The 8,071-nt window shown below is 73.2% G+C and carries 11 protein-coding genes; 5 read left to right on the top strand and 6 right to left on the bottom strand.

Annotation, left to right across the window (positions count from 1 at the left end; genetic code table 11):
• The 3 genes from ACSNN7_RS27965 to ACSNN7_RS27975 form a co-directional block, all read left to right on the top strand.
• On the top strand, nt 1-720 hold a 720-nt coding region (locus tag ACSNN7_RS27965), incomplete at its 5' end, for a Nif3-like dinuclear metal center hexameric protein (protein WP_436684048.1).
• Complete coding sequence (locus ACSNN7_RS27970) at nt 717-1,454, top strand: zinc ribbon domain-containing protein (protein WP_436684049.1); 738 nt, start codon at nt 717-719, stop codon at nt 1,452-1,454. The genes ACSNN7_RS27965 and ACSNN7_RS27970, both read left to right, overlap by 4 nt.
• Nucleotides 1,455-1,457: 3 nt before the next feature.
• Nucleotides 1,458-2,657 carry a bifunctional RNase H/acid phosphatase gene (locus ACSNN7_RS27975; protein WP_436684050.1) on the top strand — a complete coding sequence of 400 codons (1,200 nt, stop codon included), beginning with the start codon at nt 1,458-1,460 and terminating at the stop codon, nt 2,655-2,657.
• Between the two features lie 16 nt (nt 2,658-2,673).
• Here the strand turns inward: ACSNN7_RS27975 and ACSNN7_RS27980 are convergent, their stop codons facing one another.
• Genes ACSNN7_RS27980 through ACSNN7_RS28000 form a run of 5 tightly spaced genes read right to left on the bottom strand, consistent with a single transcriptional unit; the run spans nt 2,674 to nt 4,705 of the window.
• Nucleotides 2,674-2,877, bottom strand: coding sequence for a hypothetical protein (locus tag ACSNN7_RS27980; RefSeq protein WP_436684051.1), 204 nt, complete (start codon nt 2,875-2,877; stop codon nt 2,674-2,676).
• Nucleotides 2,874-3,245, bottom strand: a complete 372-nt coding sequence (locus ACSNN7_RS27985; protein WP_436684052.1) for a YbaB/EbfC family nucleoid-associated protein — start codon at nt 3,243-3,245, stop codon at nt 2,874-2,876. Before ACSNN7_RS27985 ends, ACSNN7_RS27980 begins: the two co-directional genes overlap by 4 nt.
• Nucleotides 3,245-3,658, bottom strand: coding sequence for a YbaB/EbfC family nucleoid-associated protein (locus ACSNN7_RS27990; protein WP_436684053.1), 414 nt, complete (start codon nt 3,656-3,658; stop codon nt 3,245-3,247). Before ACSNN7_RS27990 ends, ACSNN7_RS27985 begins: the two co-directional genes overlap by 1 nt.
• On the bottom strand, nt 3,655-4,389 hold the full coding sequence (locus tag ACSNN7_RS27995; protein ID WP_436684054.1) for a hypothetical protein: 735 nt from the start codon (nt 4,387-4,389) through the stop codon (nt 3,655-3,657). The genes ACSNN7_RS27990 and ACSNN7_RS27995 overlap by 4 nt, the downstream gene beginning before the upstream one ends.
• Nucleotides 4,390-4,402: 13 nt before the next feature.
• Nucleotides 4,403-4,705 carry a hypothetical protein gene (locus tag ACSNN7_RS28000; RefSeq protein ID WP_436684055.1) on the bottom strand — a complete coding sequence of 101 codons (303 nt, stop codon included), beginning with the start codon at nt 4,703-4,705 and terminating at the stop codon, nt 4,403-4,405.
• 202 nt (nt 4,706-4,907) lie between these two features.
• Between ACSNN7_RS28000 and ACSNN7_RS28005 the strand changes: the two genes are divergently transcribed.
• Both ACSNN7_RS28005 and mctP read left to right on the top strand, forming a co-directional pair.
• Nucleotides 4,908-5,174, top strand: coding sequence for a DUF3311 domain-containing protein (locus ACSNN7_RS28005; RefSeq protein ID WP_346538999.1), 267 nt, complete (start codon nt 4,908-4,910; stop codon nt 5,172-5,174).
• Nucleotides 5,175-5,232: 58 nt separating this feature from the next.
• Complete coding sequence (mctP, locus tag ACSNN7_RS28010) at nt 5,233-6,888, top strand: monocarboxylate uptake permease MctP (protein ID WP_436684056.1); 1,656 nt, start codon at nt 5,233-5,235, stop codon at nt 6,886-6,888.
• Between the two features lie 350 nt (nt 6,889-7,238).
• On the opposite strand, the gene ACSNN7_RS28015 is transcribed toward mctP, so the two are convergent.
• Entirely contained in the window at nt 7,239-8,000 is a 762-nt protein-coding gene (locus ACSNN7_RS28015; RefSeq protein ID WP_436684057.1) for a sulfite exporter TauE/SafE family protein, read from the bottom strand.
• Nucleotides 8,001-8,071 lie beyond the last annotated feature (71 nt).

The following is an 8,071-nucleotide window of genomic DNA, read 5'->3' on the forward strand; positions in this document are numbered from 1 at the left end:
GTCGACGTGGTGCCCGAGACGGTCGCCGAGGCGCGCGCCGCCGGCGCCGACATGATCGTCGCCCACCATCCGCTGCTGCTGCGCGGCGTCTCCTCGGTCGCCCCGACGACGTACAAGGGGCGGATCGTGCACGACCTGATCCGGGCCGGTGTTGCCCTGTACGTCGCGCACACCAACGCCGACGTGGCGGCCCCGGGCGTCTCCGACGCGCTCGCCGCCCGGTTCGGGCTGACCGGGCTGCGCCCGCTGCACCGCCCGGCGCCCGGCGCCCCGGCCGACGGCCCGGGCCGCGGCATCGGCCGGATCGGCGAGCTGCCCACCCCGATGACCCTGGCCGAGCTGACCCGGCACGCCGCCGCCGTGCTGCCTGCCACCGCCTGGGGAGTTCGCGCCGCGGGCGATCCCGCGCGTATCGTGCGTACCCTCGCGGTCAGCGGCGGCTCCGGCGACGCCTTCCTGGCCGAGGCGACCGCCGCCGGGGTGGACGCCTTCCTCACCGCCGACCTGCGGCACCACCCGGCGGGCGAACACCTCGCCGCCGGCGGACCCGCCCTGCTCGACGCCGCCCACTGGGCGACGGAACGACCCTGGCTGGACGACCTGGCCGCCCACCTGCGGGCCGACCTCGACGTCGAGACCGTGGTGTCCGACCTGGACACCGACCCCTGGACCGTGCACGCCGCCGCGCCCGCACTGGACGACAAGGAGCCCCGACCGTGAAGGCTGAACCCCAGGTCCAGCGCCGCCTGCTCGATCTGCAGGCCATCGACACGTCCCTCGCCCAGCTGGCGCACCGCCGCCGCACCCTGCCCGAGCGGGCCGAGCTGGAGGGGCTGGCCCGGGAGCTGTCCGCGCTGGAGGACGAGCGGGTCCGCGCCCAGGTCGCCGTGGACGATCTGGACCGCGACATCGCCCGGCTGGAGAAGGACGTCGACCAGGTCCGCGCCCGCAAGAACAAGGACGAGGCCCGGCTCGCCGCCGGCTCCGGCCCGGCCCGGGAGCTGGAGGCGCTCCAGCACGAGCTGGTCTCGCTGAACCGGCGGCAGGGCGACCTGGAGGACGCCGAGCTGGAGCTGATGGAGCAGCGGGAGACCGCGCAGGGCCTGCTGGACGGGATCGAGGCCCGGATGGCCGACGCGCGCGAGCGCCGCGCGGCCGCCGAGCAGCGCCGGGACGACGCCCTGGCCGAGATCGCCAAGGAGGAGGAGTTCAAGAAGACGGCCCGCAAGCCGCTCGCCGCCGACCTCCCGGCCGACCTGGTCACCCTCTACGACAAGATCCGCGAGGACACCGGCCTGGGTGCGGCGCTGCTCACCGCCGGCCGCTGCGGTGGCTGCCGGCTGGATCTCTCCGGCGCCGACCTGGCCCGCATCCGCAAGGCCGACCCGGAGGACGTGGTCCGCTGCGAGGAGTGCCGCCGGATCATGGTCCGCACCAACGAGTCGGGTCTGTAGCCGGTGGCGGTGCGCGCGGTCGTCATCGAGGCCGACGGCGGGTCCCGGGGCAACCCGGGCCCGGCCGGTTACGGCGCGGTGGTCCGGGACCCGGCCTCCGGTGAGGTGCTGCTGGAGCGTTCCGAGGCGATCGGGGTCTCCACCAACAACGTCGCCGAGTACCGGGGGCTGATCGCCGGGCTGGAGGCCGCCGCCGAGCTGGGCGCGGCCGAGGTCGAGGCGCGGATGGACTCCAAGCTGGTGGTCGAGCAGATGTGCGGCCGCTGGCAGATCAAGCACCCGGGGCTGCGTCCGCTCGCCGCGCAGGCCGCCGCCCTGGTCGACCGCTTCGAGTCGGTCCGGTTCAGCTGGATCCCGCGCGAGCGCAACCGGCACGCCGACGCGCTGGCCAACGCGGCGATGGACGCCGCCGCCGGCAAGCCGCCGAAGCGGGCTGCCGCCGAGCCGCCCCGCGAGGTGGCCGCCGCCGACTCGGCGGCCCGTGCGCAGGCCCGCGAGGTCGCCGCCCGCGCCGCCTCCCGTACCGCCGGCACCGACCCGGCGACCACGAAGCCCTCCTGGGAGCCGCGGCCCACCTTCACCGCCACCCGACTGATCCTGGTCCGCCACGGCGAGACCGAGTGGACCGTGCAGCACCGCTACGCCGGCCGCGCCGACGTCCCGCTCTCCGAGGCCGGTCAGGCCCAGGCCCGGGCCACCGCCGCGCGGGTGGCCGAGCTGGCCCCGTCCGTCGCGGCCGTCGTCAGCTCACCGCTGTCCCGGTGTACGGCCACCGCCGAGGCGATCGCCGGGGCGGTCGGCGGCATCCCGGTACGCCGGCAGGACGACTGGGTCGAGTGCGACTTCGGCGACTGGGACGGCAAGACCTTCGCCGAGGTACGCGACCAGTGGCCGGGGGAGCTGGACGCCTGGCTCGCCTCGACCCGGATCGCGCCGCCCGGCGGGGAGTCGTTCACCACCGTCGCGGAGCGGGTCGACCGGGCGGTGGCGGCGCTGCGCGAGGCGTACCCCGGGGAGACCGTGGTGGTCGTCTCGCACGTCTCGCCGATCAAGCTGGCGTTGCGGGACGCCCTGGCGGCCGGCGACGCCTTCCTGCACCGGCTCTACCTGGACGCCGCCGGCATCTCGGTGCTGGACATGTGGCCCGACGGCGGCGTGGCGGTGCGCAGCGTCAACGACACCGCCCACCTCACCGCGCGCTGACCGGCCGACCGGCCGGTCAGCCGCGCCCGGAGCGCAGCAGCCAGCGCATGAGATAGAGGCACGGCAGCGCGACCGCGAGCCAGATAAGGCCCACGGCGAGCCGGATCGGCGGCGGCAGCTCCGGCTGCAACGCCAGGAAGCCCAGGCCGATGGTGGCGACGGCGAGCAGGTAGCCGAGGATCGCGGCGTTGCGGCGCGGCGAGCGGGGTTGCCGGGTCACGGGCGGGGCCTCTCTTCGGTCAGCCGCGACACGAGGCGCTGAGGGTCGCGCAGCACGTCACCGACGGCGTGGTCGCCGACCCTCAGCGAGTCGAGCAGTTCCTGGCGGGCCTCGTCCACCTGGCGGCCGGCCGCCCGGATCGTCTCGGTGACCAGCTCGCCGAGGGTCAGGTTGTCCACGGTGCGCCGGGCCCGCGGGTCGATGCGGATGTCCAGCAGTTCCCGCGCCCCGGACATCTCCACCGTGACCTCGCCGCCGGGCGAGGAGACGACGTGCCGCCGCTGCGCCGCCCCCTCGGCGAACTCCACGGCGGCGGTCATCGCCGCGGTCATCTGCCGGGCCAGGGCGCCCAGGTCCGGTCGCTGCATCAGCCCACCGCCCCGCTACGGCGGAGGAACTCGTCGAGCGCCTGCCGGGGTGCGGGCGGCTGGTCGACGCCGTCGTTGCCGGTGATCTCCCGAATCCGGTCGGCGAGCGTGGTCGAAAGCCGGGTCTGGGCCTGGCGTACCGCCTCCAGGCAGGCGGTCCCGAGCTGGTCGGCGTCCAGGTCCCGGACGGCCTGCGGGCTGAGGTAGACCTCGGCCACCTCGCCGTCGCCGGTCACCCGGGCGGTCACCGTGCCGGTGGCGTCGCTCGCCTCGACGCTCTCCTGGCGCAGCGCGGCGATCCGGGCGGCCAGGTCGTCCACCCGCTCCCGGACGGCACGCAGCGACGCGTCGGTGTAGCCCCGGCGGCGCGCCTCGTCCGCCGCCGCTGCGATGGCCTCCGCGTCCGCGTTCACCGCTGCACCCACTCGGCCGGATCGCCGATGACGATCTTCAGGGACTCGGGCAGCCGGATGCTGGCCGTGTCGATCTGCCCGCTCCGGTCGGCGAACTTGTTGGCCAGCTCGTCGTTGGCGTCGCCGAGCGCTTTGCCGGCGAGCCAGACCGTCATCACGAAGCCGGCCAGCAGGCCGATCACCGTGACCGCGAAGGCCGCCCAGGAGGCGAAGATGCCGATCTTCACGGCCGGCGACACCGGACCGGCCGCGTTGGCCGCAACGGCGGCGACGGCGGCGCTGATCGTGGCGACCAGGAACGAGCCGAGGGTGGTGATCACGCCGGCCGCCATCTGCGCGCAGTACGAGTCCATCAGGGAGCAGGTCTGCGCCATTCGCTCCAGGGCCGGCAACAGGTCGCCGGTGGCGAAGGCGTGGAACTGGGTGGCCGCCGAGTCCTGCCAGAACCCGCCGACCTTCTCGATCTGGCTCAGCAGCTGCGCGTGCATGCTGTCGTACGCGTTCTTCAGCTCGCCCCAGGTGCCGGAGTTGCTCAGCCACGGTTCGGGGTCGACGACGTTCGGCATCACCAGCAGCCCGGTCAGCGTGGCCGCCGCCATGCCGGCCCCGGAGGGCTCCAGCGCGACGATCAGGCCGCTGGTGGCGGCGACCACCAGCCCCCGGATCAGAAACGTGTCGAACGCGTCGCTGCCGGTGTCGGTCCAGCCGCCCTCGTCCCAGCCCGCAGGCATCGGTCCCCCTCGGTCAGTCGTGACTGCGGTGGAAGCCGGCTGCCTGGTCGGCCTCTAACTGCTCGTAGTGGCCGGCGACCCGGTGCAGCGCCGCGCCGATCGCGTCGAAGGTGTCGCGCAGCGCGGTGGTCACCGCGCCGACCGCGGCCAGGGACTGCTCGTAGTTGTCCGCCGCCGGCATCGCGAACAGCGGGAAGGCCCCCTGCGGCAGCTCCAGCCCGGCCAGCGTCGGGCGGGTCTGCTGGTCGAGGTCGTCGGCGTACGTGGAGAAGGTGGAACCCAACGCCCGCATCGCCTCGGTCGCGTACTGCGACACCCTGCACCACCCCCGTCCGTGCGTGAGGCCCCAGGTTAGCGGGGCGGGGCCCGGCCGGCTGCCCCGTCGAGGGGCGGGCACGTCATTCGGCGCAGCGGACTTGCCGCTCGGCGCAGGGCGCGTCGGCGAGTGGCGTGACCACGGTCACAGCCTGGTTAGCCTCCGCGCGATCAGACCGATCCACGACCCTTCGGAGACGCAGATGAGTGATCCCGGAACACCGCCGGCCGAGCCGGGACCGGATCCCGCGGCAGGCACGGCGTCGTCCAGGGCCAAGGACCACAGTCCCTGGAACTGGCTGCTCTTCATCCCGATCCTGGTGCCGCTGATCCCGGCGTTCTTCAACGCGGACTCGCCCCGGCTCTTCGGCTTCCCGCGCTTCTACTGGCTGCAACTGGCCTACATCCTGCTCGGTGTGGCCACCACGACCCTGGTGTACCAGATGACGAAGAAGCGAGGTGGCCGGTGAGCGCGAGGAGTGAGCCGGGCCTGCGAGCCCCGCAGTCGCGGACGAAGGCGGTGCAGTGATGTGGCGTGACCACCTGACCGAGATCATCGTCTTCACGCTGCTTTTCCTGCTGGTCAGCGCGATGGGCTTCGTGGCGGCCCGCTGGCGCGCCCCGCGGGACATGGCCCACCTCGACGAGTGGGGCTTGGGCGGGCGGAACTTCGGTGGCTGGATCACCTGGTTCCTGGTCGGCGGCGACCTGTACACCGCGTACACCTTCGTGGCGGTGCCGGCGCTGGTGTTCGGCGCGGGGGCGATGGGCTTCTTCGCCGTGCCGTACACCATCGTCATCTACCCGATGGTGTTCCTGGTGCTCTGTCGACTCTGGTCGGTCTCGCACCGGCACGGCTTCGTCACCCCGGCGGACTTCGTCCGCAGCCGCTTCGACTCGCCGGTGCTGGCGCTGCTGGTCGCGATCACCGGCATCGTCGCCACCATGCCGTACATCGCGTTGCAGCTCGTCGGCATCGAGGCGGTGCTGAAGACGATGGGCGTGACCGGGGACACCGCGCTGGCCCGGCACCTGCCGATCATCATCGCGTTCGCGATCCTGGCCGCGTACACCTACCAGTCGGGTCTGCGGGCGCCGGCGCTGATCGCCTTCGTCAAGGACACGCTGATCTACATCGTGATCCTGGTGGCGGTGCTGTACCTGCCCTACAAGCTCGGCGGCTGGGACTCGATCTTCGACGCGGCGGACGCCAAGTTCTCGGCGAGTGCGGCGCCCAACGACGGGATCCTGCTCAACGCCAACAACCAGCTCCAGTACGCCACCCTGGCGTTCGGCTCGGCGCTGGCGCTCTTCCTCTACCCGCACAGCATCACCGGCGTGCTGGCCAGCCGGAACCGGGACGTGATCAAGCGGAACATGTCGGCGCTGCCGGCGTACAGCCTGCTGCTCGGGCTGATCGCGCTGCTCGGCTACATGGCCATCGCGGCCGGGGTGAAGCCGCTGCCCGGGGCGACCGCGGGGAGCGTGGACAACAACACCGTGGTGCCGGTCCTGTTCGACCAGCAGTTCCCGGACTGGTTCGCCGGCGTCGCGTACGCGGCCATCGGCATCGGCGCGCTGGTGCCGGCGGCGATCATGTCGATCGCGGCGGCCAACCTGTTCACCCGCAACATCTACAAGGAGTACCTGAAGCGGGACGCCACCCCGGCGCAGGAGGCGAACGTCTCCAAGATCACCTCGCTGGTGGTCAAGGTCGGCGCGGTGGCCTGCATCATCTTCCTCGACCCGCAGTTCTCCATCGACCTCCAGCTGATCGGCGGCGTGATCATCCTGCAGACGCTGCCGGCGGTGGCGCTGGGCCTGTACACCCGCTGGTTCCACCGCACCGCGCTGATCGCCGGCTGGGCGGCCGGCATGGCGCTCGGCATGTGGATGCTCTACCAGATCGGCAACCCGGTGACCGGCAAGAAGCACTTCGCCGGCTCCGCCTTCCCGCTGTCCGAGTTCGGCTTCGACACCAAGAAGACGATCTACGTCGGCATCGTGGCCGTCCTGGTGAACCTGCTGGTCGCGGCGCTGCTCACGCTGGCGCTGCGGGCCGCGAAGGTCGCTGAGGGGGTGGACAACACCACGCCGGACGACTACTTCGCCGACGAGGGCGACCCCCGGGTCACCCCGGGCACCGACCGGGACGCCGACTCGGCCCGCGAGCCGGTGGCATGAGGACCGGCCCGCCCGGGTGCGCCGCTGCGGCGGACGCCCGGGCGGGCCGCTGGCCCGCCGCCTCGCCGCGGTCGGCCGCGCGGCGTCGTGTTCGCGCTCTGCCGCGCGGCGTCGGGTCCGCGCTTCACTGCGTGTAGCGCCGGGTGAGGTGCGGTGAGGCTACGAATCTGATGACGTGAATGGATCGGCCGCTGATCCATCCACGTCATCAGATTCATACTGTCCAACTCCACCCTCGCCTGGTGCGAGGCCAGGGGTGACCCTCCGTGCGGATCGTCCCCGCCGGCGGGATCGCGGGTGCTCAACGCCTGGGTGAGCCGGCGTAGCAGCCCCTGCCTGGGTGTCCCGGCTCAGCGCAGCGCCCGCCAGAGCAGGTGCAGGCCGATCACCGTGCCGAAGGCCACGATCAGCATCTTGAGGAACACCGGCGGCAGCCGGCGGACCAGCCGGGCCCCGGCGTACCCGCCGACCAGCGTGGCCGGCGCGACCACGGCGACCGCCGCCCAGTTGACCGGCCCGAAGAGCGCGAACACCGCCACCGTGGTCAGCCCGACCACCGCCGAGAGCAGGTTCTTGATCGCGGTGACCCGGGCCAGCGTCGCGTCCAGCACCAGGGCCAGGCCGGCGACCAGCATCACCCCCAGTGCGGCGCCGAAGTAGCCGCCGTACACCGCGCCGAGCCCGACCATGGCCTGCACCGTGACGGTACGGCGGCGCGGCGCCAGGTCGCGGGGATGCCCGACCAGCGCGCGCAGCGGATCCTGGAAGGCGAGCACCGCCGTCGCGCCGAGCACCAGGAAGGGTACGACCAGCTCGAACGCCCGGGCCGGGGTGGCCAGCAGCAGCAGGCATCCGGCGATCGTGCCCACCACGGTGGTGGGCACCAGGGCCGCCAGCGAACGCGTCGACGGCAGATCCCGGCGGCTGCCCGCCACGCTGGAGAGGTAACCGGGGCAGACCGAGACCGAGTTGGTGACGTTGGCCGGCACCGGGGGCAGCCCCACCGCGATCAGCGCCGGAAAGGTGATCAGCGAACCGCCTCCGGCCACCGCGTTGACCGTGCCCGCGGCGACACCGGCGGCGAGCAGGAGCGCGGCTTCGGAAAGATCCATGGTGCCCCGAGGCTAGTACGCCCCGCCCCACCGCGCGCGGCCTCACGCCCCGGTCACCCCACCCACCGTCC

Origin of the sequence: Micromonospora sp. URMC 105 (assembly GCF_051386295.1) — a bacterium.
GTDB lineage: Bacteria > Actinomycetota > Actinomycetes > Mycobacteriales > Micromonosporaceae > Micromonospora.